Here is a 24,911-nt window from a genome sequence, read left to right as displayed (position 1 = left end):
CGAAGGAATGAGGCGCGAGTTAATCTAGGGGTTTAGCCGTGCCCCCGCGCGAAGCAGATGGTCGAAGTTCCGCCTGACCTTCCGCGACGTCTCCTTGAGATGCGCCTCCAACACAGCGAAATCCGGCAGGTCGGTGACCGCCAGCAACAGATCCGAGAGCCCCGGCGGGACATCGTCGCGCTGGAACTCGCCGGTGAGGCACAGCCTGATCATCTGGGTCAGCGCCAGATAGAGCCGGTAGGCTTCGCCTAGTTCTTCACGGATATCGCCGCCTGCGAAACCGGGGGCCAGCCGCGCCAGAATGTCGGCCGTCGCGGTGACCCGGCGGCCGGCCTCGACATTGCCGGTGATGACCGCAACCTGGGCGATGAATTCGAGATCGATGAGCCCGCCCGGGATCAGCTTGATGTCCCAGAGGTCGCGCGGCTGCTTCTCCTTCTCGATCAGCGCCCGCATCTCCGAGGCTTCGGCTTTCACCTTGGCGGCATCGCGTGGCTGCGTCAGCACCGCCGCCACTTCCGTCTCGAGCTCGGCGCAGAGCTCGGCATCGCCGCCGATGGCGCGAGCCCGTGCCAGCGCCATGTGCTCCCAGGTCCAGGCGTCCTGGCGCTGATACTTCTTGAACGCGTCGATATGGGTGGCGACCGGTCCTTTGTTGCCGGAGGGGCGCAGGCGCAGGTCTAGCTCGTAGAGCACGCCTTCGGCGGTCGGCGCCGAGACGGCGGCGATCAGGCGCTGCGTCATGCGGGCATAATAATGCGAGGGCGCCAGCGGCTTCTCGCCGTTCGAGTCCTCGGCATCCGCGTCATGGTCGTAGAGCAGGATGAGATCGACGTCGGAGCCGGCGGTGAGCTCGCGGCTGCCGAGCTTGCCCATGCCGAGCAAGGCCACCCTGCCCCCGGCGACCTCGCCGTGGCGCTGCGCGAACTCGGCGATCACCGCTTGAAGTGCCGCCTCGATGGTAAGATCGGCAAGATCGGAGAAGGCGCGGCCGGCGCGCGCCGGATCGATCGAGCCGGCAAGCAGGCGCACGCCGATCAGGAATTTCTGCTCGGAGGCGAAGATGCGCAGGCGGTCGAGCACATCTTCATAGGCGCGGTCGCCTTCGATGAATGCGGCAAGCCGGGCCGAGAGATAGGCGCGGTCCGGCAATTCGGTGAGCAGCGCCGGGTCGAGCAGGCCATCGAAGACATGCGGACGGCGCGTGATGATGGCCGCCAGCCGCGGCGCGGCCCCCATGATGGTCGCCATCAGCTTGAGGAGCGCCGGGTTCGACTGCAGCAGCGAGAAAAGCTGGATGCCCGCCGGCAGGCCGGCGAGGAACTCGTCGAAGCGCATCAGCGCCTCGTCGGCGCGCCGCGTCTGGCCGAAGGCCTTGAGCAGCGCCGGGGTCAGTTCGGTCAGGCGCTCGCGCGCCTCCGCCGACTGGGTGACGCGGTAGCGGCCGAAATGCCAGCCGCGGATGACGCGGCAGATGTCGCTTGGCCGCTGGAAGCCCAGGCCATGCAGCGTCTGCAGCGTGTCGGGATCGTCGACATCGCCGGTGAAGACCAGATTGCCGACGCCCGCCGAAAGCTCGGGCGCTGTCTCGAACAGCGCCGCATAATGGCGCTCGACCTGCTGCAGCGAGGCGCGGAAGGCCTGCGTGAATTCCGCCTCGCCGGCAAAACCCAGCATCAGTGCGATGCGTTTCAGTTCCTCGTCTTCCTCGGGCAGGATGTGCGTCTGTTCGTCCGCCACCATCTGGACGGCGTGCTCGACGCGGCGTAGGAACCAGTATTGCCGGGTGAGCGCATCGCGCGCGTCGGTGGTGATCCAGCCGCGCGCGGCGAGCGCTGCAAGCATCGGCACCGTCTCGCGGCCGCGCAGTTCCGGGAAGCGGCCGCCGGCGATGAGCTGCTGGGTCTGGACGAAGAACTCGATCTCGCGGATGCCGCCACGGCCGAGCTTGACGTTATGGCCCTTCACCGCGATCTCGCCATGGCCCTTATGGGCATGGATCTGGCGCTTGATCGAATGGACGTCGGCGATCGCCGCATAGTCCATGTATTTGCGCCAGACATAGGGCTGCAATTCCTTGAGGAAGGCGGCGCCCGCGGCAAGGTCGCCGGCAACCGGCCGCGCCTTGATCATTGCGGCGCGCTCCCAATTCTGGCCGCGCGCCTCGTAATAACGAAGCGCTGCCTCGACAGGGATCGCCAGGGGCGTCGAGCCGGGATCGGGGCGGAGCCTCAGATCGGTGCGGAAGACATAACCGTGCTCGGTACGGTCCTGCAGGATGCGCACGAGACGACGCGTGAGCCGCGAGAACAATTCGGTCGCGTCGAGCGGATCGATGACGGCCGGCGCTTCGGGATCGAAGAAGACGACAAGATCAATATCGGAGGAAAAGTTCAGCTCATGCGCGCCGAGCTTGCCCATGCCGAGCAGGATCCAGCCCGAATCCCTCGCCGGTTCCGCCGGATGCGGCAGCTTGAGCTTGCCTTGGCGGTCCGCGTCGAGCAGCAGGAAATCGACGGCGGCGCATGCGCAGCCATCGGCAAGATCGCTGAGCCGGCGCACCGTCGCGGAGGTCTCCGCCTCGCCTGAAAGATCGGCCAGCGCGATCAGGAAATGCGCTTCGGTCTTCCATTGCCTGAGCGCCATCATCAGGCTGGTTTCCGAGGCGTCTTCCGCCCTGGCCGCGCCGCCGATCGCCTCGCCTATGGCATCGAGCCGCGCTTCGATCGTCTGGTCGAACAGCGTGTCAAGGATCGCCGGCCGACGGCGCGCGACATCGCGAAGAAAGGGCGAGAGGTCGAAGACGGCCGCCAGCAGGTGCTGCAGCGGCCCCTCGCCCGCCAGGAACGCAGCGAGGCGGGAAAGCCCCTCCTCCTCGGCGGCATCGGCGATTTCCGACAGTTCACGCCGGGCATGCTCCGCGTCCAGGGGGCGGAGCGCCAGTGTCGGGCTAAGCCGGAACTCGGATTCGATTTTCTTCTTCGCCATTTACCCGCGCCATCAAAGCATGTCTCCCGAAAGTGGGCCCGGATTCGGGACAAACACATACTTAAATCAAAAAACCTGAAGCAGGTCGCGTGAATCCCTTTTCACGCGACCTGCTTCAATGCGCCTCCCGCGACGGGAAACTCATGACCACGGACAATCCGGGATTGGCGGGTAAAAGATCAAGCCTTCCGTTGTGGAAAGTCATGATTGCCTTGGCCAGGCTGAGGCCGAGACCCGAGCCCGGCTGCGAGCGGCTCTTTTCCAGGCGCACGAAACGCTCTGTGGCGCGGGCGCGATCGGCATCGTCGGGAATGCCGTGGCCATTGTCGGTGACGGTAAGCTTGATTTCGTTGCCGAGGCGCTCCAACGCCACACGCACTTTCGGCGCCTCGGCGGCGTCGGTCGAGTATTTGATGGCGTTGTCGACGATGTTGGAAAGCGCCTGACCGATCAGCTCGCGGTTGCCGTTGATCGTGAAGGCCTCGGCCACGGTCGTTTCCAGCGCGACGCCGGCTTCCTCCGCCACCGGCTCGTAGAGCTCGACGACATCGCTCACCGTGGCCGCGAGATCGACGGGGCCGGTCTGTTCCGAGGAATAGCCGGCCTCCAGGCGCGAGATCATCAAGATGGCGTTGAACGTCTTGATGAGCTGGTCGGATTCCGCGATCGCGCCTTCCAGCGCCTGACGGTAATCCTGCGTCTTGTGCCTGCCGGCGAGCGTCGCCTCGGCGCGGTTGCGAAGCCTGGTCAGCGGCGTCTTGAGATCATGGGCGATGTTGTCGGAGACCTGCTTCAGCCCCTCGTTCAGCATGGCGATCCTCGCCAGCATCGAATTGAGGTTTTCCGACAGGCGGTCGAATTCGTCGCCGGCGCCGGTGACCGGCAGACGTCCGCTGAGATCGCCGCCCATGATGCGGCGGCTTGCGTCCGAGACGCTGTCGATGCGCTTGAGCGCCGCGCGTCCGACAAAGAACCAGATCAGGATGCCACCGAGCCCCATCATGCCGAGCGCCAGTGTCAGCGCACGGCTGATGACGGCGCGGAAGCGCTCCGGCTCGCCGAGGTCGCGGCCGACCAGCATGATCATCTGGTTAGGCAACCTCAGCACCAGCGCGATGGCGTTATGGCCCTCCTCTCCTGTCGACTGGGGAGCGTTGGCGCCGTCGCCGGCCTGCGGCGCGGGCTGGTCGGTCGCTCCGCTGCGCAGCCGGTCGAGCTCACCCTCGCCGAAGCGCTGGTAGGAAAAGGGCTCGGTCGTCCAGCCCTCGGTCTCGATCACCCCGGGCTCCAGACTCTGCACGTTGCCGGTGAGGATCTGGCCGTTGGCATCGGCGATCAGATAGAGATTGGCGCCGGGCTGGCGCGAACGGGCCTCGACGACGCGCACCAGCACCGGCAGGCCGCCGCGCTGGTAGGCTTGGGCAAGGCCCAGCACCTCGTCATTGATGGTCTCCTGCGTCTGCGCGGTCAGCATGCGCGCCGACAGCGACGTCATGTAGAGGACGAGCAGCACCGCGCAGAGGGCGAAAAGCAGAAGATAAAGCGCCGAGAGCCGGGCCGCCGTCGTCTTCATGATGGCCGGCAGGGAAAGAGCCATGATCGGCTTTACCCACCCTTCAGCATGTAGCCGGCGCCGCGGATCGTGTGCAGGATCGGCTTGTCGAATCCCTTTTCGATCTTGCCGCGCAGGCGCGAGACATGGACATCGATGACATTGGTCTGCGGGTCGAAATGGTAGTCCCAGACATTTTCCAGGAGCATGGTGCGCGTGACCACCTGGCCGGCATGGCGCATCAGATATTCGAGCAGGCGGAACTCGCGCGGCTGCAGCGTGATCTCACGGCCGGCACGCTTGACCGAATGCGACAGCCGATCGAGCTCGAGATCGCCGACCCGGTAGACGGTCTCGGACTCGCGCGCGCTGCCGCGACGGTTCAGCACCTCGACGCGGGCGAGCAATTCGGAAAAGGCGTAGGGCTTGGTGAGATAATCGTCGCCGCCGGCGCGCAAGCCGGTGACGCGGTCGTCGACCTCGCCCAGCGCGGACAGGATCAGCACCGGCGTGGTGTTGCCGCGCGAGCGAAGGGCGGCGATCACCGACAGGCCGTCGCGGCGCGGCATCAGGCGGTCGACCACCATCACGTCATAGTCGCCGGCATCGGCGAGCGCGAAGCCGGTCTCGCCGTCGCCAGCGACATGGGCGGTGTGGCCCGCCTCGGCAAAGGCTTTCTGCAAGTAATCCGCCGCCTCGCGATCGTCTTCCATGACGAGAATCTTCATGGGACCGTTATACGCGATTTCACTGAAAGGTTGAGAGGCAGCCATTCTTCATGCCTTCAAGTTAAAGCGGCAGCGGGTGATGGGAAACCCGCTGCCGCCAGGAGCGAAACACGGTGACTGACTTACGTGCTCGGCCCCATGTTTTCCCGGCGGCGGCTCGGGGGTGTTGATACCGCCGCAGGGAAAAGTCGAGATCCTAAAGATCAGCCCTTGCCGACCGGCAGCGCCACGAAGCGGTTCGAGTCGTCGCGGGTGATCTGCATCAGCACGGCCTTGCGGCCGGCCTTGGCGGCATCGGTCATCGCCTTGGAGACGTCGTCGGTCGTGTTCACCTCGTTCGAATTGATCGAGGTGATGACGTCGCCGGGCTGGATACCGCGATCGGCCGCGTCGCTGTCGGGATCGACGTCGGTTACCACGAGGCCCTTGCCCTTTTCCGCTTTGGTGACGGTCAGGCCGAGATCGGCAAGCGTGTCGGGCTTAGCGGCCGGCGCCGACTGCTTGTTGTTGTCGTCGTTCGAGGCCTGCTTGTCGCTCGCGGGCAGCGTGCCGAGATCGACCTTGACCGTCTCGTCCTTGCCGTTGCGCCAGACGGTGACGTCGACCGATTTGCCCGGCGCGAACGCGCCGATCATGCGGGCGAGTTCCTTCGGCGAGGCTACATCCTTGCCGTCGACCTGGGTGATGACGTCGCCGGCGACGATGCCCGCCTTCTTGCCCGGCCCGCCATCCTGGGCGCTCGACACCAGCGCGCCCTTGTCCGACTTCAGGCCGAGCGACTCGGCGATGTCGGAGGTGACCGGCTGGATCTCGACGCCGAGCCAGCCGCGCTGGACCGAGCCGCTCTTCATCAGATCCTGGACGACCTGCTTGGCGGTCGAGGCCGGGATGTCGAAGGCGATGCCAACGCTGCCGCCCGAGGGCGAGAAGATGGCAGTGTTGATGCCGATCACCTGGCCGTTGAGGTTGAAGGTCGGGCCGCCCGAATTGCCGCGGTTGACCGAAGCGTCGATCTGGATGAAGTCGTCATAGGGGCCGGCGCCGATGTCACGGCCGCGGGCCGAGACGATGCCGGCGGTGACGGTGCCGCCAAGGCCGAACGGATTGCCGACCGCAACCACCCAGTCACCGATGCGGACCTTGGAATCGTCGGCGAAGTCGACATAGGTGAACTTGTTGCCGCCGCCATCGACCTTGAGCACGGCAAGATCGGTGCGCGGATCGGTGCCGATCAGCTTGGCGTCGAGCTCCTTGCCGTCATTGGTGACGACACTGAAATCGGAGCCTTCCGACACGACATGGTTGTTGGTGACGAGATAGCCGTCCTCGGAGATGAAGAAGCCCGACCCTTGAGCGATCGGACGCGGCTGGCCATTGCCGTGGTCGCGGTGATTGAAGCGACGCATGCCGAACTGGCCGCCCTGGTCGCCGAAGCCGCGGAATTCCTTGAAGAAGCGGCGCAGCTGCGGGTTGTCGGGCAGGTTGTCGAAACCGTCCTGATCGTCGGAGCCGTCATCGGCGGTCGGCTGGATCTTGGCCTTGACCTTGACGCTGACGACCGCCGGAGAGACGTGCTCGACGACATCAGCGAAACTCGGCATCTGCGGGGCTTCGACGCGCACGGCGTCGGCCAGCACGGGGGCGGTGCCGGTTGCGAGCATGCCCGCGCCGACCGTGCCGACAACGGCCAGGGAAGCGACGGCGGCCATCAGGCGCTTTCGGGTGCGGGAATATGAATTGGGGGCAATATTCATGGGATTTCGTTTCCTCTTTCGAAGGGATGCGCTCAGGCGAAGCATCCTCGGGCAAGAGGATTAGAGAGCCGCACATTACGGCGCCATTTCCGGTACATGAAAGTTTTGTAATGTTGGCTGACCGCTCGTCGTTTGGATTCTACGTCACTTCGCTTCATTCCCTCCCTTGGGAATGGTGGCCATATGTGCTATGGTGTACACAACTAATCATAAGGCTTTCTTCATGACAGCAAGCACCACCATGACAATCCGAGTCTCGTCCGAAACCAAACAGAAACTCGAGCGGATCGCCGCCGATACAAGACGCAGTAAGTCCTTTCTCGCGGCCGAAGCGGTTTCGGACTATGTCGATCGGGAACTCGAGATCATCGAAGGTATCAAACGTGGCTTGGCGGACGCTAAGGCAGACCGTCTCGTGTCCCACGATGAAGCCATGCTCGAGCTCGACGCGATAATCGAGGCAGCGGAAGTCAAGCGCGCGGGTAAGGCGTGAAGCGGGCCGTTCGCTGGTCACGAGAAGCTCTCGACGACTTCAAACAGCAGGTCGCCTTCATCGCGCGCGATAATCCGGCCGCAGCCAAACGCGTTGCGGATCGAATTCGTGCCACGGGTCAAAATCTTGGCGACATGGCAACGGGTCGACCAGGTCGCGTGGCCGGGACTTATGAAAAGCCCGTCGGACGCCTACCCTACGTCGTGGCCTACGCACTGCGGCCAGTCGCAGGTCGTGAGAGCGTTGTCATTCTGCGCGTTATTCATACGTCACGCGATTGGCCAGCCGAGGAATGGCCGGACTAATCGCCTAACATCTTGTCGAGCGCCGACTTCTCCTCGGCACTGAGAGTGCTGTCCGGTGCCGGGCGGCGCGAGCGGGCACCAAGCACGATGAACAGGCCGCCGGCCAGAAGCAGAAGCACCGGCGTGCCCCACAAAAGCGCGTTGCGCAGGCTGAAGCGCGGCTTGAGCAGGACGAATTCGCCATAGCGCGAGACGATATAGTCCATCACCTGTTGGTCGGTGTCGCCGGCCACCAGCCGCTGGCGCACGAGGACACGCAGGTCGCGGGCAAGATCGGCGTCGGATTCGTCGATCGACTGGTTCTGGCAGACCATGCAGCGCAGGCCTTCCGACAGCGCACGCGCCCTCGCCTCCAGCGCCGGGTCCTGCAACACTTCATCGGGTTTCACCGCCTGCGCCGCGCCGGCAAAGGCGAGAGCCAGCAGCAGGACCAGCGAGGCGAGCGAAAATCTCAACCTCATGTCGGGGTCGCCAAGGCGCCGGCCGGCTTGCGCCGCCTCGCCGGCGCGCCGACACGCAGGCGGCGGTCGAGCAGCGACATGGCGGCGCCCGCCATCATCACCAGCCCGCCTCCCCAGATCAGCGTCACCAGCGGCTTCCACCAGAGGCGCACGACGACGGAGCCGTCATTGTTCTCGTCGCCGAGCGACAGATAGAGCTGGCTCAAGCCCAGCGTCCTGATGCCGGACTCGGTCGTCACCATCTGGCGCGCCGGGTAGAAACGTTTGGCCGATGTGATCGCGCCATCGGCGTTGCCGTCGGAGTTCATAAGAAGGAAGCGGCCGCGATCCTCGGTGAAGTTCGGACCCTTCTGTGGGACGAGCCCCTCGAAGCGCAGCGTGTGGCCGGAGAGCTCCACCGTTTCGCCGGCACGCATGGTGAGGATCTTCTCCGTGCCGAAGCAGAGTGTGCCGACGATGCCGAGCAAGGTCAGCCCAAGGCCGAGATGGGCAAGCGCCGTGCCGAAGACCGAGCGCGGCAGGCCGGCGAAGCGGCGAAGCACGGCGGCCGGCGCCACGGATCCGAAACCGGATTTGACGGCAAGGTCGGTCAGCGCGCCGGCGACCAGCCAGACGGCGAGGCCGACGCCGAGGGCGGCGAACACGGAGGCACCGTCGATGAACAGGCCGGTGACCAGCATCGCGGCGATCGCCAGCGCGAAAGCCGCCATCAGCCGCTGCGAGGCGGCAATGACGTCGCCGCGCTTCCAGGCGAGCAGCGGGCCGAACGGCACGATCGCAAGCAGCGGCAGCATCAGCGGGCCGAAGGTCAGGTCGAAGAAGGGGGCGCCGACAGAGATCTTGCCGCCGGTCAGCGCCTCGAGCGCCAGCGGGTAGAGCGTGCCGACCAGCACCGTTGCCGTGGCGGTGGTGAGGAACAGGTTGTTCAGCACCAGCGCGCCCTCGCGCGAGATCGGATGGAATAGACCGCCCGCCGTCAGTTGCGAAGCGCGCAGCGCAAACAGCGTCAGCGAGCCGCCGATGAACAAAGTCAGGATGCACAGGATGAAGACGCCGCGCGCCGGATCGGTGGCGAAGGCGTGCACCGAGGTAAGCACGCCGGAACGCACCAGGAAGGTGCCGAGCAGCGACAGCGAGAAGGTGAGGATGGCCAAGAGCAGCGTCCAGATCTTCAGCGCCGAGCGCTTCTCCATGACGATGGCCGAATGAAGCAGCGCGGTGCCCGCGAGCCAGGGCATGAAGGAGGCGTTCTCGACCGGATCCCAGAACCAGAAGCCGCCCCAGCCGAGCTCGTAATAGGCCCAGTAGGAACCCATAGCGATGCCGCCGGTGAGGAACATCCAGGCGACCAGCGTCCACGGCCGCACCCAACGCGCCCAGGAGGCGTCAATGCGCCCCTCAATCAGCGCCGCGACCGAGAAGGAAAAGCAGATCGAGAAGCCGACATAGCCGAGATAGAGCATCGGCGGGTGGATGGCGAGGCCGAGATCCTGCAGGATCGGGTTGAGGTCGCGGCCCTCGATCGGCGCCGGATTGAGGCGCATGAAAGGGTTGGACGTCGCCAGGATGAACAGGAAGAAGGCGGCGCCGATCATGCCCTGCACGGCCAGCACATTGGCCTTGAGCGTTGCCGGCAAATTGTTGCCAAAGACGGCGACAAGCGTGCCGAAGAAGGTCAGGATCAGCACCCACAGCAGCATCGAGCCTTCGTGGTTTCCCCAGGTGCCGGTGATCTTGTAGATCATCGGCTGCAGCGAATGGGAATTCTCCCACACGTTCGCCACCGAGAAGTCCGAACCGGCATAGGCGCCCGCAAGGGCCGCGAAGGACAGAGCGGTGAGCGCGAAGCCGGTGACGGTCACTGGACCGCCGACCGCCATCAGCCGCTGGTTGCCGGTGCGGGCGCCGACCAGCGGCACCAGCATCTGCACCAGCGACAGCGCAAAGGCGAGCACGAGGGCGAAATGTCCGGTCTCAACCATTATTGGCTCTTGCTTTCCACCCAGACGCCCTTGGCCTTGAGCCCGTCGGCGACTTCCTTCGGCATATAGCGCTCGTCATGCTTGGCCAGAACGCTGTCGGCGACGAAAACGCCATCCGGGCCGAAAGCGCCTTCGGTTATGACCCCCTGCCCCTCGCGGAAGAGATCGGGCAGGATACCGGTGTAGGTCACCTTGACCGACTTCTGCGTGTCGGTAACCGAGAAAGCGACGGTTGCGCCGTTGCCGCGCATCACGGTGCCGCTCTCGACGAGGCCGCCAAGACGGATGCGCTGTCCAGGCTGGAGGCTTGCCGTGGCCAGTTCGGCCGGCATGTAGAAATAGGACGCCTTCTGGCCGAGCGCGTAGAAGGTGAGTCCCGAGGCGGCCCCGAGGAAAGCCAGGCCCGCCACGATCACCGACAACCGCTTCTGCTTGCGCGTCATTGCCTTACTCCGTCGCCGTCACGCCGAGCGAGGCGGCGAAGGCGGTGAATTTCTTGGCCTGTTCACTGTCCGCGCCAAAGGCGGCGACAGCGCGGCCGAGCGCGCCCCGCGCCTGGTCGGCCTTGCCAAGCACGACATAGGAACGGATGAGCCGCATCCATCCTTCCTCGTCGCGGGGATTCTGCTTCAATTTGTCGTCCAACCCCGCGACCATGGTCTCGATCATCGCCTGCCGGTCCTGCGGCGACATCTGCTGCGCGGCTTCCATCTGCTGCGCGTCGGGGCCGTTGGCCGGCGTGGCATCGGCGACAGCAGGCCCGCCGGCCTCGTCAAGCGCCTGCTGGACGGCGCTGCGCCAAGGCGAATCCGGCGCGAGCTGGCCGAGCATCTTTTGCCAGGCGGCGACGGCCTCGGCCTTCTTGCCTTCCTGAGCGAGGCCGACGCCCAAGTAGAAATTGGCCTTGGCGTTGGCCGGATCGAGCTTCAGGGCCGCCTCGAAGGCTTTTTGGGCGTCCGCCGAAACGATGCCGCCGGTGGCGCTGGCGATCGCCTCGCCGAGGCCAGACTGGCGCACGGCGCTGTCGCCGTCGAGGCGGATGGCGTTGCGGTAGGCGGTCACGGCGTCAGGAAAGCGCTGCAGCCTAAGATAGATCGGCGCCAGCACGTCCCAGCCCTTGCCGTCCGACGGATTGGCGGCGAGATGGGCCTCGGCGCGGGCGACCAGTTCGTCGACCGAGGAATCGGCCGGGTTCTTGGCCAGACGCTCGGCCAGCGGCTGCGACGGCAGATCGGGAGAGCCAAGCATGCCGTAAAGCCCCCAGCTCAGCAGGGGAACCACAAGCACGGCCACACTGGCGACCCATCTGGCGCCGTGCGATGGCTTGGGCGTGGCGGAGCCCGGCCGCGCAGCCGCGCCCAGACGCAGGATGCGCCGGCCGATCTCGGCACGCGCCTCCTCGGCCTCCCCGGGCTGGATCAGGCCGCGCGCCATGTCGCGGTCGAGCTCGGAAAGCTGGTCGCGATAGACTTCGAGATCGTGATCGCCGGCCGGCGACGCGCCCTTCATACCGCCGGTGAGCGGCAACAGCACCGCCAGGCTGGCGCCCAGCGTGAGGATTGCGGCTATGACCCAGAACAGCATGCCTATTCCAATAACGGCAGAGTCCTGCCCTGCCAACACGACCATCGTGCGACGCTTTGACGGCAGAGGCGCCGCCCAGCCTTGATCGATATCAAAAATCGCGCCGGCTGTTGCCCCTACCTTAGGTCAGCGGCGTCCAGCTGCCGTCGGCGTTGCGGCAGGCGGTGCCGCGTGCGGTGACGCCCGCGCCGCTGGTGTAGACGGTGTGGGTGTACTGGCGGCAATCCTGCGAGCCGACCCGGTAGGGCTGGGCGGCGGTCACCTCGCCGTAATGCGCGGCGTTGTCGCTCTTCCACGTCACTTTCTGACCGCTGGCGTTGTATTCCAGCGCCTTGTACTCCGCCTCCAGCCCCTTGCGCTTTTCGGCATCGCTGAGGCCCGAGCCGATCGATCCGCCGATAAGCCCGCCATTCATGGCCGAGACGATGCTGGTCGAGACCTTGCCGCCGGGCGGCGGCGTGGAAACAGGCGTGACAGGAGAGGTCGGACCCCCTCTGCCCAACGTCGTGCAGCCGGAAACGGCGAGCAGGGCGGAAACGAGCGCGACGCGAATCTTCATGCCGACAACCGGTTCTCTTCAGCGGGATGGAACTGGATGGACTGGGGGCGCGCCATCAGGAGGTTGTCATCGCCATAGTGTTGATATTTGTCGGAAATTTGGCCGTCGGCAGCCGCACGCAAATCGATAAGAAACATCACTGAAGGCTCCGCAATCTCACCACCACCCTCAAGCCCCCCATGCCGGACCGTTCCAGCGCCAGCGAGCCTCCATACTCGTTGACGAGGTCGGCGACAATGGCAAGGCCAAGCCCTGTTCCCGGCTTCGTCTCGTCCAGTCTCTTGCCACGCTTCAACACCTCTCGCGCGCTGTCCTCGGGAATGCCCGGACCGTCATCCTCTATAACGATTTCAAACAGGTTGCCGCTTCCCGAAATAGTGGCGATCGTCACGGCAACCGCGCTTTTTGCCCATTTCATCGCATTGTCGAGCAGATTGCCGAGCAGTTCCTCGAGATCCTCGCGCTCGCCGGCAAAGACGATCTCGGCCGGCGGCAGGGACAGCGTCAGTCTCGTTTGCGGGTTGAGCTTGCGCAGCACGCKCACCATGCGTTCGACCAGCGGCGAAACCGGCGTGCGGAAGACAACGCTGTCGCGCTGCGCGGCGACACGCGCGCGCTGCAGATAGTGGTCGACCTGTTTCTGCATGGAGGCCGCCTGATCGGCGATCAGCTGGCCCTTGGCGCCGCCGAGCGCGCGGCCCTCATTGATCAGAACGGCCAAAGGCGTCTTCAGCGAATGGGCAAGATTGCCGACCTGGGTGCGCGAGCGCTCGACGATGCGCCGATTGTTCTCGATCAGCGCATTGGTCTCGTTGGCCAGCGGCTCTATCTCGGCCGGGAAGCTGCCGTCGAGCCGCTGCGCGGTGCCTTCGCGCACCATGGCCAGCGCATTGCGGACCCGGCGCAAGGGCTGGAGGCCCAAGAGGATGGCGATGGCGTTGATGGCGATCATGCCGACGCCGAACAGCGAGAGATAGGTGAGCAGGCGGCGCTGGAAGCTGGCGATCTCCTGTTCCAGTTCGCTGTGGTTGCCCATGACGCGGAAACGCGCGGCGCGGTTCTTGGCGTCCAGCACGAACTCGCTCTCGAACACTTCGAGCTGCTCGCCCTTGATGCCCTCCATCGAGTAGCTGCGCTGGAAGTTCGCGTTGAATGGGACTTCCGCGACGCTCGGCGACAGAAGCGAGGTCGTCATCGAGGAGGAATGGATTTCGCCGTGCACGCCTTCGGAGGCGGGCTCCACCGACCAGTACCAGCCGGAATTGGGCTCGGAAAAGCGCAGGTCGCCAAGGTCGGGCGAGCCGGTCAGCGCGCCGTTGTCGGAAATGCCGACGGAGCCGATCAGGTTGAACAGATGCGCCGAAAGGAGGCTGTCGAAGCCGCGCTCGCTGGCCTGGCGGTAAAGCGTGGTGATGAGGGTGAAGATGACGACCAGCGTCAGGATCGCCCAGATGGTCGAAAAGGCGATAACGCGAAAGGTCAGCGAGCGCGGCCAGAGCCGCAGCCTTGAAAGCCACGTTCTCATCGTTGGCTTCAGCGGTTCCGCGTCACGCCTCCGGCTCACGCATGCGATAGCCCATGCCACGCACGGTTTCGATCATGTCGATACCCATTTTCTTGCGAAGCCTGCCGACAAACACTTCGATGGTGTTGGAATCGCGGTCGAAATCCTGATCGTAGAGATGCTCGACCAGCTCGGTGCGCGACACCACCTCGCCCATATGGTGCATCAGATAGGCGAGAAGTCGGAATTCGTGCGAGGTGAGTTTGAGCGGCACACCGTTTACGTCGGCCTTGGAGGCCTTGGTGTCCAGCCGCAGCGGCCCACAGGTGAGCTCGGACGACGCGTGACCCGCCGCGCGGCGGATCAGCGCCCGCACCCGGGCCAGCACCTCCTCGATATGGAAGGGCTTTGTCACATAGTCGTCGGCGCCGGCGTCGATACCGGCGACCTTGTCGCTCCAGCGGTCGCGCGCGGTGAGGATCAGCACCGGCATCTTGCGGCCGCCGYGGCGCCAACGCTCGACGACGCTGATGCCGTCCATCTGCGGCAGGCCGATGTCGAGGACCACGGCATCGTAAGGCTCGGTGTCGCCGAGAAAGTGCCCCTCCTCGCCGTCATAGGCACGGTCGACCACATAGCCGGCATCGACCAGCGCCTCGGCCAGTTGCCGGTTGAGATCCTTGTCATCCTCGACGACGAGCACGCGCATGGGTTGAAGCCTGTTGTTGGGTAGACGTATAGGCCGATTCCGCCAGCCAGGGAAACGAGAGGGGTCAGCCCATCGGGACGACGATTTCCGAGCGGCGCGGACGCTGTCCATCCTTGCCGGGAACGAGCACGACGATGACGCAGACCTGCTGGCCCCCCCGCGTCGCCTGCGAGGCCTTGGCCAGCGTGCCGCCATTCTGCGCGGCGACCTGCTGGCCGATGGCGTAGCAATCGCCGGCGGCAAGCACGACGGGCTGATCGACCGACGGATCGATGACCGGCATCGCCGTCGTCTGCGACGCAAAGAGGCCGGCTGCGGCAAGCGCCAGCACTGCTTTGCGGAGGTGGAAGCCGAGATTTTTCATGATCACGGTTCTACCGCATATGGGCTGAACGTGAAATGAACGGTGAACGATCGAAAATTCATGCCGCCATTCCCCCGCGTGCCGATGCCAAGGCTTCCTCAAGCCCGGCTTCGAATTCATAGCCGGAAAAACAGTCGATCGGCTACGCTTTTCGGGTGCGGATTCTCCATCCTGCGCTAGCTAGTGCAGGTACGCCGGACGATCATAGGAGCATGCGATGACGCGCGACAATATTGCCGATCTCTACCGGGGCTACATCGCCTGCCTGAACGACCAGGATTGGGACAATCTCGGCCGTTTCGTCGGCGAGGAGGTGCAGTATAATGGCGAGACGATCGGGCTTTCGGGCTACCGCCGCATGCTGGAGGGCGATTTCGAGGCCATTCCTGACTTGCGCTTCAACATCGAGCTTCTGATCTCGGAGCCGCCGCGCGCGGCGGCGCGCCTGCATTTCGACTGCCATCCCAAGGGCGTGCTGTTCGGCCTGCCGGTCAACGGCAAGCGCGTTTCCTTCGCCGAAAACGTCTTCTACGAGTTCCACGGCAGCCGCATAAGAGAGGTGTGGTCGGTCATCGACAAGGCCGCCATCCAGGGGCAGCTTAGATCAGGATGACGTTTCGTTGAATCGTCACCCTGATCCAACTCCTTGTTGAACATGATCTTTTCCGAAAACCGGTTCCCACTTTTTGCTGCGCTGACCTTCGGTTCGGGATCATGCGCTAGCCAGCGTCTCAGACGGCTTCCTGTGTCAAGGCGCGGAAGCGCAGCAATCCGTGATGGACCGCAAGGTCCTCGTCATAACGCGCCTCGGCGAATTCCAGCGACAGCCGCGTCTGGCCACGCGGGCCGATGGACAGTGCCGCGCCATCGAGGCGCGCCTTGATGCTGTCCATGATGAGGCGCGTCTCGGCCTCGCCCTGCGCTTTCGACCAGACATGCAAGGTGATCAGTTGGTCACCATTGTTGTCAGCTCCGGTGTCCAGGTCGAAGGCGCTGGTGCGCCCATAGGTCACGTGTGGAAAAGCCGCCTTGTCGTTCGCCTGCTCGAGCAGGCCGGCGCCGCCGAGCAGCGCCGATAGCGACGCATCGGTCTTCAGCCTCAGGAACAAGGCCTGCATCAAATCGCCAGGCGCCGTCATCTACCGTCCATCGCCAACACATGTCTCCGCGCCGCGGCCCAACAACGTAGCCGCGCTCGCGATCCGAAGCCAGATCGCGAATCGTTTTGACTATAACGTGAATGGCGAAGGTCTCGAATTTATTACGTTTTCGTCAAATCAGGAGACCGGCGCGGCGCCGCCTTCCTCGGTGCGCTTTGCAATGAACTCGTCGAGCATGCCGGCGGCGGCAGCGGAGGCCGGCGGCTGGAAGTCGGCGAGAATCCGCTTCCAGATACCGGTCGCGCGCTCTGTCGCCGTCTTGCCGCCGGCCTGCGTCCAGTTGCCGAAATTCGACCAGTCGGCCACCACCGGCTCATAGAAGGCGGTGCGGTAGCGCGTCATGGTATGCGCCGCCGAGAAGAAATGGCCGCCGGGCTGCACCTCGGCGATGGCCTCGAAGCCGATCGCATCCTCGTCGCCCGGGGGCTTCGCGCAGAGTTCGGCGACGGTCTGCAGCGCCTCGATGTCGGTGATCAGCTTTTCCAGGGAAACGCTCAGGCCGCCTTCCAGCCAGCCGGCAGCGTGGATGCACATAGTGGCGCCGGCCAGCACCGAGCCCCAGAGCGCGAACTGCGTCTCATGCGCCGCCTGCGCATCGGAGACGTTGGCGGCGCTGCCGCCGCCGGAGCGCCAAGGCAGGCCGGTGTAGCGGGCGAGCTGCCCCGCCCCAAGCGTCGCCTTGATGTGTTCCGGCGTGCCGAAGGCCGGGGCGCCGGACTTCATGTCGACATTGGACGAGAAGGAGCCATAGACCACCGGCGCGCCGGGGCGCGCTATCTGGGCCAGCGTCAGGCCCGCCAGCGCCTCTGCATGCTGCAGCGTCAGCGCGCCGGCGACCGTGATCGGCGCCATCGCGCCCGCCAGGCAGAAGGGCGTGATGACCAGAACCTGGCCGGCCTTGGCGAAATCGATGATGCCTTGCGCCATCGGGATGTCCAGCTGACGCGGCGAATTGGTGTTGATGACGGTGTAGCAATGGGCGCCGGCGCGGAACTGGTCCTCGGAGAGGCCGCGCGCCAGGCGGATCATCTCGAAGCTGTCCTCGACCTGAGGTGTGCCGCGCGCGAACACGAAGGGAAACTTGTCGGAGAGCGTCAGCTGCGCCCGGTTGACGGCGTAGTGGCGGAAGCGATTGTCAATGTCCTGCGGCTCGACGCACGGCCCGAGCATATGCAGCACGTCGAAATGCTGGATCAGCTTGGTGAATTCCTCGAAGGCCTGGAGCGTGCCCGGCCGGCGCCCGCGCTCGAGGTCGGTGACGTTGGGGGCGCCGGAGCCGGCCAGGAAGGCCATCGAGCCGAGTTCGAGCATCAGGTCGCGCGAGCGGTCGCCGCCAAAGGCAGGAATGGAGCGCGGCGCCGAGGCGAGCCCGGCCTCGACCATGTCGCGGCCGATCCTCACCATCTGGCTGTCTTCATCGACCAAGGCGCCGGCCCTGGCGTAGACGGCGCGGGCCTCGGGCAGCAGCACCTTGATGCCGAGCTCCTCCAGCACGCGCAGCGCGGTGGCGTGGATGGCGGCGACGTGATCGTCGGAAAAGATCGGCTGCGGCAGGAAGGGGTTCTTCAGCGACCGGTAGTTCGGGTGGCGGCTGGATTCGCTGCCCGCCTCGCCGGTGCGTCCCCGCCGGCGCTCGCGCCGGACATCACGTGCGGCCTCATCGATCATGGCGGTTCCTCCTCATTGCCGCATCGCCTTGCCTTCGGGGTCGTAGGGCGAGGCCGCGATGACGCGCGCCGGCCGTTCGACCCCGACAATGTGTACGGAAAGTTCCGTCCCCTCCCCGGCGAAACCGTCATCGAGCAACGCCAGGGCGACGCTCTTGCGAAGCGTGTAGCCGTAGCCGCCGGAGGTGACGAAGCCGACACGCCGGCCCTTGGACCAGACCGGCTCGAAACCGCTGGCGTCGGCGTCGACGGCGTCGACCTCCAGCGTCACGATGCGTCGCGAGACGCCGGCCTCGCGCTCTTTCAGCGCCGCCTCGCGGCCGATGAAATCGCCCTTGTCGAAAGCGATGAAGCGGTCGAGCCCGGTCTGGCCGGGCGTGTAGCCTTGCGTGAATTCGCGCGACCAGATGCCGAAACTCTTTTCCAGCCTGAGCGAATTCAGCGCGTAATAGCCGATCTCGGCCAGACCGAGGTCTTCGCCGGCGGCAAGCAGCGTCTCGCGCAGGGTCGAATGCAGGGTGGCCGGGCCGTTGATCTCGAAACCGAGCTCGCCGGCAATCGACAGCCGAGCCACTCGGGCGCGCACCATGCCGATGTCGAACTCACCGCAAGCCATGAACGGCAAGGCTGCCGCCGAGACGTCCTGATGCGTGGTGCGTTCGACGATCCGGCGTGCGTTCGGACCGGTGACGAGGAAACCGGACATCCCATCCGATATGTCGGTGACGGAGACGCCTTCGGCGATATGCGCCTCGAACCAGCGCATATGGAATTCGCGCAAATAGTAGGAGCCCATGATCCAGTATTCGCCGCCGCCCCAGTTGAGCACGGTGAGATCGCCCTTCAGCCGGCCGTCGGAGCCAAGCATCGGGGCCAGCTTCGCGCGGCCGGGCTTCGGCAGCCGGCAGGCGAGCAGCCTGTCGAGCCAGGCCGCGGCGCCGGGGCCTGACACGGCATAGCGCGAGAAGGCCGTCGTATCGACGAGGCCGGCGGCGCGGCGAACCTGCAGCACCTCGTCGCCGACGATCTCGAAGGCGTTGGAGCGCTTCAGCGTCGTCTCCTCGCGGAACCCCATCGGCGCGAAATAGGCCGGGATCTCCAGCCCCCACGACGCCGTCCATTCGGCGCCGGCGGCGTTCATGCCCTCATACGCGCCTGGGCGCTTCAGCGGCCGGCCGGCAGGCAGGCGCTCGTTGGGGAAGGTCATGACGAAGCGGCGGGCATAGAACTGGCCCGTGGTTTGCCGCAGATACTCCCGGTTGGCGGCAAAGGCGCCGTAGCGGGCGATGTCCATGCCGAAGATGTCGGCTTCCGGCTCGCCGTGGATCATCCACTCGGCCAGCGACTTGCCGACGCCGCCGCCCTGGCTGAAGCCGGCCATGACGCCGCAGGCGACCCAGTAGTTGCTGAGCCCCCTGACGGGACCGACCAGCGGATTGCCGTCCGGCGTGAAGGTGAAGGCGCCGTTGACCCATTTGCGGATGCCGGCCTTGGCCAGGCAGGGAAAGCGCTCATAGGCCTTGGCAAGCTCGGGACTGATGCGGTCGATATCCTCCGGAATCAGCTCGATGCCGTAGTCCCAAGGCGCGCCGTCCATGTTCCAATGTTTCGGGTTCTGCTCGTAAACGCCGAGCAACACACCCTTCCGCTCCTGGCGAAGATAGGAGAAGCCGTCGAGATCGACGGCCAGGCCGAGTTCCTTGTCGAGGGCGGCAACTTCCGGAATGTCCTCGGTGACGAAGTAATGATGCTCCATCGGCGTCACCGGCAGGTCGACGCCGGCCATCAGCCCGACCTGCTTGGCCCAAAGACCACCGGCATTGACGACGTGCTCGGCGACGATGGTGCCCTTCTCGGTGACGACGTCCCAGCCGCCGTCGGCGCGTTGCTTCAGCTCGACGACGCGGTTGCGCAGGATGACGTCGGCGCCGCGCTTCTTGGCGGCGCCGGCATAGGCGTGCGTGGTGCCATAAGGATCGAGATGGCCCTCGTTGGAATCATAAAGGCCGCCCAGCACGCCATTCACGTCGACGATCGGGCAGATCTCCTTGATTTCCTCCGGCGTGACCAGCCGCGCCGTCTCGATGCCGACCGACTGGAACACCGCCCAGGCCGATTTCAGCCACTCCCAGCGCTGCGGGTCGCTCGCCATGTTGACGCCGCCGGTCATGTGCAGGCCGGCATTCTGGCCGGACTCGGCTTCGATCTCGCGATAGAGCTTGATCGTGTAATCCTGCAGCGCCGCGACATTGGGATCGGCGTTGAGYGCGTGGAACCCGGCCGCCGCATGCCAGGTCGAGCCCGCCGTCAGTTCGGCGCGCTCGATCAGCGCCACATCGCTCCAGCCAAAACGCGTCAGATGATAGAGCACGGAGGCGCCGACCACGCCTCCCCCGATGACAACTGCCCGGTAATGCGACTTCACGAGCCTCTCCCTCTCGTTGGAGGCTTTTACGATACATCTCCTGGACATATGTGTCTAGACACTTCTGTCCAGAGCTTGCACGCCGCCGCGCGCCGTGCCACTTGTTCGGTCATGATCATGACTGCTCCCCGGGACGAGCCGCCGCCCGGCAATATCAAGGTGACCCGCGCGGACTGGATCAACCTCGCGCTGCAGACGCTGATTTCCGACGGCATCGAGAGCGTGCGCGTGCTGACGCTGGGACAGAAGCTCGGCGTCTCGCGCTCGAGCTTTTACTGGTATTTCGAAAGCCGGCAGGACCTGCTCGACCAGTTGCTCAAGCATTGGCACGAGACCAACACCACGGCGATCGTCGAGCGGGCCCGCCGGCCGGCCGATACCATCATCATGGGTGTGATGAACGTGTTCGAATGCTGGGCCGACGAGCGCCTGTTCGATCCGCGGCTCGACTTCGCCGTGCGCGAATGGGCAAGGCGCTCGGACGACGTGCGGCGCATGATCGACAAGGCCGACGAGGAGCGCCTGCTGGCCATACGCGACATGTACCGCCGGCACGGCTATGAGAGCGAGGACGCCTTCATCCGCGCCCGCGTGCTCTATTACATGCAGATCGGCTATTACGTGCTTGACCTCAAGGAGCCGGTGGAGGCGCGCGTCAGCCATCTCGCCGCCTATCTGCGCTCCTTCACCGGGCTGGAGCCGACCGAGGCGGATGTGGCGCATTTCATGCGCTTCATCGCGGCGCGGTGATACCGATCGGCCGCTAACGGCGTACTTCCAATCAACAAAGCTTGTGCTGTGGCTTCGCTGCCCTTGTGGGCGGTGATAAAATGGTCGAATAGTTTCGACAGGGGCGCCACCCTGAAACTGCCCGCATGCTGTTTTCGGGCGAAAGCGCGTTGGGGCGGAAGTCTGGAATGGCAAGTCCTTCGAAACCACGCAAGAGAAGAGGCCGGATCGCCTCGGCGGCTCTTGCCGTCGACGCCTGGCTCGATTCCTCGCTCTATGAGATCAGCTTCAAAGCGCGCGAATTCTGGGAAGCGGCGACCATCTTTTCCCGTCGTTTCCGCGTGCATGGCTGGCGCCGCGCCATCATCGAGGTGCTGAGCGAGGGTTTCACCATGGGCGCCGGCGGCTTCGTGGTGCTGTTGGCGCTCGCCATGCCGGCCTTCGACATCACCGCCGGCGACTGGCGCAACCAGGGCGACTTCGCCGTCACCTTCCTGGACCGCTACGGCAACGAGATCGGCCAGCGCGGCATCATCCAGCGCGATTCCGTGCCGGTCGACGAGATGCCGGACATCGTCATCAAGGCGGTGCTGGCGACCGAGGACCGGCGCTTCTTCGACCATTACGGCATCGACGTGCTCGGCCTGTCGCGTGCGCTCTTCGAGAATATGCGCGCCAATTCGGTGGTCCAGGGCGGCTCCAGCATCACCCAACAGCTCGCCAAGAATCTCTTCCTGTCCAACGAGCGCACCTTGGAGCGCAAGATCAAGGAAGCCTTCCTGTCGCTGTGGCTCGAGGCCAATCTCTCCAAGAAGGAGATCCTGCAGCTCTATCTCGACCGCGCCTATATGGGCGGCGGCACGTTCGGCATCGAGGCGGCGGCGGACTTCTATTTCGGCAAGAGCGTCAAGGACCTGAGCCTCGCCGAGGCGGCGATGCTGGCCGGCCTGTTCAAGGCGCCGACCAAATACGCCCCGCACATCAACCTGCCGGCGGCGCGCGCACGCGCCAATGTGGTGCTGTCCAACCTGGTCGACGCCGGCTTCATGACCGAAGGCCAGGTGCTGCAGGCGCGGCTGCATCCGGCCGACGTCGTCGACCGCGGCGAGCAGAAGAGCCCGGATTATTTCCTCGACTGGGCCTTCGACGAGGTGAAGAAGATCGCCAAGCCCGGCCAGCACTCGCTGGTCGCCCACACCACTTTCGATGCCAATATCCAGAAGGCCGCGGAAGAGTCGGTCGAATTCCATCTGCGGCAGTTCGGCAAGGAATACAACGTCACCGAAGGCGCGGTGGTGGTGATCGAGACCAATGGCGCGGTTCGCGCCATCGTCGGCGGCCGCGACTATGGCACCAGCCAGTTCAACCGCGCGACCAAGGCGCTGCGCCAGACCGGCTCGTCGTTCAAGCCCTACGTCTATGCCACCGCGATGGAGCATGGCTTCACGCCGGATTCGGTCGTTTCGGGCGGCGCCATCAGTTGGGGCGGCTGGTCGCCGCATAACTACAATGGCGGCTCGGCCGGCAATGTCACGCTGCTCACGGCGATCGCCAAGTCGATCAACACCGTGCCGGTGCGGCTGGCCAAGGACTACCTGGGCATTYCCCCGATCAAGGCGATGGCCGAATCGATGGGCGTCGAATCGCCGCTGGAATCGCACAAGACCATGGTGCTCGGCACGTCCGGCATGACCGTGATGGACCAGGCGACCGGCTACAGCGTCTTTGCCCAGAACGGTTTCGTGGGCTCCCGCCATGGCATCACCCAGCTCGTCACCCGCACCGGCGAGGTGGTCTATGACTGGGCCAAGGATGCGCCGCCGCCGCACCGCGTGCTGTCGGAAAAGGCGCTGAAATACATGAACACGATGCTGGCGGCGGTGCCGGCGATCGGCACGGCGCGGCGCGCCCAGTTGCCCAACATCGTCGTCGCCGGCAAGACAGGCACCACCCAATCCTATCGCGACGCCTGGTTCGTCGGCTTCACCGGCAACTACACGGCCGCCGTCTGGCTCGGCAATGACGACTTCACGCCGACCAACAAGATGACCGGCGGCACGCTGCCGGCGATGGTCTGGCAGCGGCTGATGGTCTATGCGCATCAGAACATCGACCTGAAGCCGATCCCGGGCATCGATCATCCTTGGGTCGATCCAGAGGTCGCAGCCAAGGCCGAGGAAGCGGCGAAGAAGGAAGCCGACGCCGCGGCGGCCCAGGCCGAGGCCGAACGCCCGCCGGTGCTGTCCAGCCGCACCAGTCAGACGCTGCGGGACATGACCAAGGCTTTCCAGGCCGCGCCCGTGCTCAGCGCCCCCGCTTTGCCGGAGACGCTTTCGGCGCTTTAAAAAGCATGTCTCCCGAAAGTTGGAACCGGTTTCGGGATGACGACATGCGTAAAATCAAAAACCTAAAGTGCAGGGAGCGAATCTGAAAAATTGCGATGCGCTTTAGGGCGGCGCTGGCGTGAAGCCGGCTTGCCACGGCACCCCGCGTCGCGATATCCCGGGCAATCTCCTCTGTTGCGGCTCTCATGCTCAAGAACGCCATCCTGACGCTGCTTTCGCTTGCCATTGCCATCGGGCTCGGCGGCTACAGCGTCTGGTATGCGCTTAATGCGCAGGACGGCGTCGGCGCGATCCGCATCGGCCAATGGACCGCTTTCCCCGAAGTCGGGACTCTAGCCGCCGACCCCTACTCCAAGGCGCGTGTGGCACGCGAGGGCGTGCTGGCGCTCGGCCAGGCCGAGGGGCTTGCATTCGTCGCCGAGCGCGACGATGCCGGCGAGCCGCTGAAACGCGAATGCACCTACACGATCGAAGGCGGTTATCCCGCCGCCCGCTTCTGGACGCTTTATGCCGCCGACCAGTCGCTAGGGGTGATCGACACAGGCAAGCCGAGGCAATCAGCGCTTCAGTCCTACGAAGTCCTGCGCCGGCCTGACAATTCGGTCGTCATTTCCGTCGGCAGCCGCCCTGCTCCCGGCAACTGGCTGCTGACTGGCGGCTCCGGCAAGATGTATTTCGTGCTGACCTTCTACGACACGCCGATCGCCTCGAGCACCGGTCTCTCGGACGTCACGCTGCCGCGCATCCTGAAGGCGGGCTGCAATGCGTAAGCTGCTGCATGCCTTGATCCTCGGCCTGCTCGGCGCCGGCATCGTGCATATCGTGGTGCTGTTCCTGGTGCCGGAATTTTCCGAACGCGATGCCTGGTCGCGGCTGGCGATGGCATCCGACCTCTACAAGATGACGCGGCTGGACGCCGAGGCCGGCGGCGCGCCGGTGGTCAAGTCGGTCGACCCGTTGTTTTATGCCGCCGCCTGCCGGTTCGATCTCACGGACGGGCTGGTCAGGATCAGGGCGCCGGGCGACGTGCCGTTCTGGTCGGCCTCGGTCTACGACCGCAACGGCCACAACATCTATTCCTTCAACGATCACAACGCCAATGGCGAGAAGCTCGATGCGGTGGTGCTGACGCCGGCGCAGATGATCGATGTGCGGCGCGACCTTCCGGAGGATCTGCAGGGCGCGATCTTCGTCGAAGCGCCGATCGAGGAAGGTATCTTCGTCGTCCGCGCCTTCGTGCCGGACGAGAGCTGGAAGCCGATCGTGTCACGCTTCCTCGAGCAGAGCGCCTGCGAATTGCAGGACTACTGAGAAAGGCGGGCCGATCAGTGATGCGGCTTGGCGGGTGGCGGGGAGCCCGGCCTGTCAGCGCCGCTGTCCGGCCGGGCCTCATCGGCCTGCGGACGCAACTCATAGCGGACGCCGGGGAAGATAATGACCGCCGCCGCCGTCGTGGTGTCGTGACTTGCTCGATTTACAGGTGCCGCACGCGGCACAAAAGACAGGACCATGCCCATGGTTCGCGCATTCCTCTCGGTTTGACCGGAGCACAACGCAACGCCTCCAAAGTCGATTAAGGGGCGTAGAGGGTTAACGGAGCGC

Annotated in this window: 23 protein-coding genes; 7 read left to right on the top strand and 16 right to left on the bottom strand. The window is 65.1% G+C overall.

From position 1 onward, the window contains the following. Window positions 1-24: 24 nt before the first annotated feature. From LCM4577_RS21275 to LCM4577_RS21260, 4 genes are all read right to left on the bottom strand, one after another. Window positions 25-2,988, bottom strand: a complete 2,964-nt coding sequence (locus tag LCM4577_RS21275) for a bifunctional [glutamine synthetase] adenylyltransferase/[glutamine synthetase]-adenylyl-L-tyrosine phosphorylase (RefSeq protein ID WP_071073290.1) — start codon at window positions 2,986-2,988, stop codon at window positions 25-27. A gap of 115 nt (window positions 2,989-3,103) precedes the next feature. Beyond that, window positions 3,104-4,585: a HAMP domain-containing sensor histidine kinase gene (locus LCM4577_RS21270; protein ID WP_071073288.1), complete on the bottom strand. Its 1,482-nt coding sequence runs from the start codon at window positions 4,583-4,585 to the stop codon at window positions 3,104-3,106. A gap of 8 nt (window positions 4,586-4,593) precedes the next feature. Beyond that, window positions 4,594-5,268, bottom strand: a complete 675-nt coding sequence (locus tag LCM4577_RS21265; RefSeq protein ID WP_071035632.1) for a response regulator transcription factor — start codon at window positions 5,266-5,268, stop codon at window positions 4,594-4,596. A gap of 203 nt (window positions 5,269-5,471) precedes the next feature. Beyond that, window positions 5,472-7,022 (bottom strand): Do family serine endopeptidase, encoded by a 1,551-nt coding sequence (locus LCM4577_RS21260; RefSeq protein ID WP_040991370.1) that lies wholly within the window; start codon window positions 7,020-7,022, stop codon window positions 5,472-5,474. A 223-nt stretch (window positions 7,023-7,245) separates the two neighbouring features. On the opposite strand from LCM4577_RS21260, the gene LCM4577_RS21255 reads away from it, so the two are divergent. Together LCM4577_RS21255 and LCM4577_RS21250 are read left to right on the top strand one after the other, a co-directional pair. After that, window positions 7,246-7,515, top strand: a complete 270-nt coding sequence (locus tag LCM4577_RS21255; protein WP_040991430.1) for a CopG family ribbon-helix-helix protein — start codon at window positions 7,246-7,248, stop codon at window positions 7,513-7,515. Further along, window positions 7,512-7,820 carry a type II toxin-antitoxin system RelE/ParE family toxin gene (locus tag LCM4577_RS21250; RefSeq protein ID WP_082048795.1) on the top strand — a complete coding sequence of 103 codons (309 nt, stop codon included), beginning with the start codon at window positions 7,512-7,514 and terminating at the stop codon, window positions 7,818-7,820. The genes LCM4577_RS21255 and LCM4577_RS21250 overlap by 4 nt, the downstream gene beginning before the upstream one ends. Here LCM4577_RS21250 and LCM4577_RS21245 read toward each other — a convergent pair. The 9 genes from LCM4577_RS21245 to LCM4577_RS21205 all read right to left on the bottom strand — a co-directional run bounded on the left by LCM4577_RS21245 (window position 7,817) and on the right by LCM4577_RS21205 (window position 14,983). Then, entirely contained in the window at window positions 7,817-8,281 is a 465-nt protein-coding gene (locus tag LCM4577_RS21245) for a cytochrome c-type biogenesis protein (RefSeq protein ID WP_071073286.1), read from the bottom strand. The genes LCM4577_RS21250 and LCM4577_RS21245 overlap by 4 nt on opposite strands. After that, complete coding sequence (locus tag LCM4577_RS21240; RefSeq protein ID WP_071073284.1) at window positions 8,278-10,263, bottom strand: heme lyase CcmF/NrfE family subunit; 1,986 nt, start codon at window positions 10,261-10,263, stop codon at window positions 8,278-8,280. The genes LCM4577_RS21245 and LCM4577_RS21240 overlap by 4 nt, the downstream gene beginning before the upstream one ends. Beyond that, window positions 10,263-10,706, bottom strand: coding sequence for a cytochrome c maturation protein CcmE (gene ccmE, locus LCM4577_RS21235; protein WP_071073282.1), 444 nt, complete (start codon window positions 10,704-10,706; stop codon window positions 10,263-10,265). Before ccmE ends, LCM4577_RS21240 begins: the two co-directional genes overlap by 1 nt. A 4-nt stretch (window positions 10,707-10,710) precedes the next feature. Next, window positions 10,711-11,847, bottom strand: a complete 1,137-nt coding sequence (gene ccmI, locus LCM4577_RS21230; protein WP_071073280.1) for a c-type cytochrome biogenesis protein CcmI — start codon at window positions 11,845-11,847, stop codon at window positions 10,711-10,713. 121 nt (window positions 11,848-11,968) lie between these two features. Beyond that, a complete protein-coding gene (locus LCM4577_RS21225) occupies window positions 11,969-12,406 on the bottom strand; it encodes a hypothetical protein (RefSeq protein WP_071035626.1) in 438 nt (145 codons plus the stop codon). Beyond that, window positions 12,403-12,543, bottom strand: coding sequence for a hypothetical protein (locus LCM4577_RS21220; RefSeq protein WP_157900489.1), 141 nt, complete (start codon window positions 12,541-12,543; stop codon window positions 12,403-12,405). Before LCM4577_RS21220 ends, LCM4577_RS21225 begins: the two co-directional genes overlap by 4 nt. Next, window positions 12,543-13,931, bottom strand: a complete 1,389-nt coding sequence (locus LCM4577_RS21215) for an ATP-binding protein (protein WP_071073278.1) — start codon at window positions 13,929-13,931, stop codon at window positions 12,543-12,545. The genes LCM4577_RS21220 and LCM4577_RS21215 overlap by 1 nt, the downstream gene beginning before the upstream one ends. Window positions 13,932-13,953: 22 nt before the next feature. Further along, complete coding sequence (locus LCM4577_RS21210; RefSeq protein ID WP_071073275.1) at window positions 13,954-14,619, bottom strand: response regulator transcription factor; 666 nt, start codon at window positions 14,617-14,619, stop codon at window positions 13,954-13,956. Between the two features lie 64 nt (window positions 14,620-14,683). Beyond that, window positions 14,684-14,983, bottom strand: coding sequence for a hypothetical protein (locus tag LCM4577_RS21205; RefSeq protein ID WP_040991358.1), 300 nt, complete (start codon window positions 14,981-14,983; stop codon window positions 14,684-14,686). A gap of 217 nt (window positions 14,984-15,200) precedes the next feature. Here LCM4577_RS21205 and LCM4577_RS21200 point away from each other — a divergent pair, with 217 nt between their 5' ends. Continuing rightward, the gene (locus LCM4577_RS21200) at window positions 15,201-15,596 is read left to right on the top strand and encodes an ester cyclase (RefSeq protein WP_071035624.1); all 396 of its coding nucleotides are present in this window, start codon (window positions 15,201-15,203) and stop codon (window positions 15,594-15,596) included. A gap of 118 nt (window positions 15,597-15,714) precedes the next feature. Here LCM4577_RS21200 and LCM4577_RS21195 read toward each other — a convergent pair whose 3' ends face one another. The 3 genes from LCM4577_RS21195 to LCM4577_RS21185 all read right to left on the bottom strand — a co-directional run bounded on the left by LCM4577_RS21195 (window position 15,715) and on the right by LCM4577_RS21185 (window position 20,235). Continuing rightward, a complete protein-coding gene (locus LCM4577_RS21195; protein ID WP_040991354.1) occupies window positions 15,715-16,122 on the bottom strand; it encodes a DUF3168 domain-containing protein in 408 nt (135 codons plus the stop codon). 138 nt (window positions 16,123-16,260) lie between these two features. Next, a complete protein-coding gene (locus LCM4577_RS21190; RefSeq protein ID WP_071073273.1) occupies window positions 16,261-17,811 on the bottom strand; it encodes a trimethylamine methyltransferase family protein in 1,551 nt (516 codons plus the stop codon). 12 nt (window positions 17,812-17,823) lie between these two features. Next, on the bottom strand, window positions 17,824-20,235 hold the full coding sequence (locus LCM4577_RS21185) for an FAD-dependent oxidoreductase (protein WP_071073271.1): 2,412 nt from the start codon (window positions 20,233-20,235) through the stop codon (window positions 17,824-17,826). A 111-nt stretch (window positions 20,236-20,346) separates the two neighbouring features. Between LCM4577_RS21185 and LCM4577_RS21180 the strand changes: the two genes are divergently transcribed. The 4 genes from LCM4577_RS21180 (at window position 20,347) to LCM4577_RS21165 (ending at window position 24,620) form a co-directional block, all read left to right on the top strand. Continuing rightward, entirely contained in the window at window positions 20,347-20,985 is a 639-nt protein-coding gene (locus LCM4577_RS21180) for a TetR/AcrR family transcriptional regulator (RefSeq protein WP_052468339.1), read from the top strand. A gap of 167 nt (window positions 20,986-21,152) precedes the next feature. Next, window positions 21,153-23,309, top strand: a complete 2,157-nt coding sequence (locus tag LCM4577_RS21175) for a transglycosylase domain-containing protein (protein WP_071073269.1) — start codon at window positions 21,153-21,155, stop codon at window positions 23,307-23,309. Between the two features lie 185 nt (window positions 23,310-23,494). Continuing rightward, complete coding sequence (locus LCM4577_RS21170; RefSeq protein WP_071073266.1) at window positions 23,495-24,079, top strand: DUF1214 domain-containing protein; 585 nt, start codon at window positions 23,495-23,497, stop codon at window positions 24,077-24,079. Beyond that, window positions 24,072-24,620: a DUF1254 domain-containing protein gene (locus LCM4577_RS21165; protein ID WP_041005399.1), complete on the top strand. Its 549-nt coding sequence runs from the start codon at window positions 24,072-24,074 to the stop codon at window positions 24,618-24,620. Before LCM4577_RS21170 ends, LCM4577_RS21165 begins: the two co-directional genes overlap by 8 nt. The last annotated feature ends 291 nt before the right edge of the window (window positions 24,621-24,911 follow it).

It is taken from the genome of Mesorhizobium sp. LCM 4577 (assembly GCF_001854795.2).
In the GTDB taxonomy this organism is placed as follows: Bacteria; Pseudomonadota; Alphaproteobacteria; order Rhizobiales; family Rhizobiaceae; genus Mesorhizobium; species Mesorhizobium plurifarium.
This window is presented reverse-complemented; position numbering and strand designations above follow the sequence as displayed.